The organism is Streptosporangium nanhuense, assembly GCF_059358815.1.
On sequence record NZ_JCADBG010000107.1, the window covers coordinates 1 to 1156 of the forward strand.

Genomic DNA, 1156 nt, shown 5'->3' on the forward strand with positions numbered 1-1156 from the left:
CCGGCGCGCCAGTCGCGGGTGGCGACGTACCAGGCGACCATGGCGATGAGGGCGGCCAGGCCCCCGTACCAGATGACCGGGGTGCCGACCCCGAGCACCGCCTCGGCGCAGCTGTCGACGCCGCACCCGGTCTTGCCGGGCGGGTAGTGGAACGCCACCGGGCGCAGCAGCAGCGGCCAGGTCCAGGGGTCGGACTGGTAGTTGTGCGGGGTCGCCAGCCCGGTGTGGAAGCCGAGGACCTGGAAGTGGTAGCTCAGCCAGGACCGGAGCGAGTCGAAGACGAAGAACCCGGGTCCCTGCGAGGTCGCCTGCGCCCAGTTGCGGCCCCAGCCCAGCGGCGAGGCGAACCAGCCGGCCCAGGAGGCGACGTAGGTGACCACGGGCAGCAGGCCCATCGCCAGCACGACACCGGCCAGGTCCCTGTTCAGCGCCCCCATGTACGGCCGGTGCAGGCCGATCGCGCGGCGGGCTCCGGCGTCCCAGGCCAGGGACATCACCGCGAAGGCGACCAGGAAGAACACCCCCGACCACTTGACCGCGCAGGCCGCGCCCAGGCACACCCCGGCCGCGATCCGCCACGGCCGGAGCCCCAGCCCCGGCCCGTGGTCGCTCAGCGGCGAGGTCTCGTACCAGGTGACCAGCCGCTCCCGCGCCCAGTCGCGGTCGGCCACCAGGCAGGCGAAGCCGGCCAGCACCCAGAACATCAGGAAGATGTCCAGCAGCGCGGTGCGCGACAGCACGAGGTGCAGGCCGTCGAGGGCGAGCAGGAATCCGGCCAGGCAGCCCAGCATGGTCGAGCGGGTCATCCGGCGCGCGACCCGGGCCAGGATCAGGATCGACAGCACCCCGACCACGGCTCCGGCGAACCGCCAGCCGAAGGGGGTCATCCCGAAGATCTGCTCGCCCAGACCGATCATCCACTTGCCCAGCGGCGGGTGGGCCACGTAGAGCGGGCAGGGATCGGCCTCCGGCGGCGTGCACTTGACCAGGAAGTCGGTGTTCCCCGCGATGATCATCCGGTCGGCGACCGGGTCCTCGACGGTGCCGAGCGAGGCCCGTTCCACGCCGTGGCCGATCATCGCCCAGGCGTCCTTGGCGTAGTACGTCTCGTCGAACATGACCGCGCGCGGGTGGCCGAGGTTCGTGAAGCGCAGGA

General features: G+C 72.1%; 1 protein-coding gene. It reads right to left on the minus strand.

Annotated features, from left to right (window positions below):
• On the minus strand, nucleotides 1-1156 hold a 1156-nt coding region (locus tag AC5L38_RS44195; RefSeq protein WP_495248819.1), incomplete at both ends, for a dolichyl-phosphate-mannose--protein mannosyltransferase.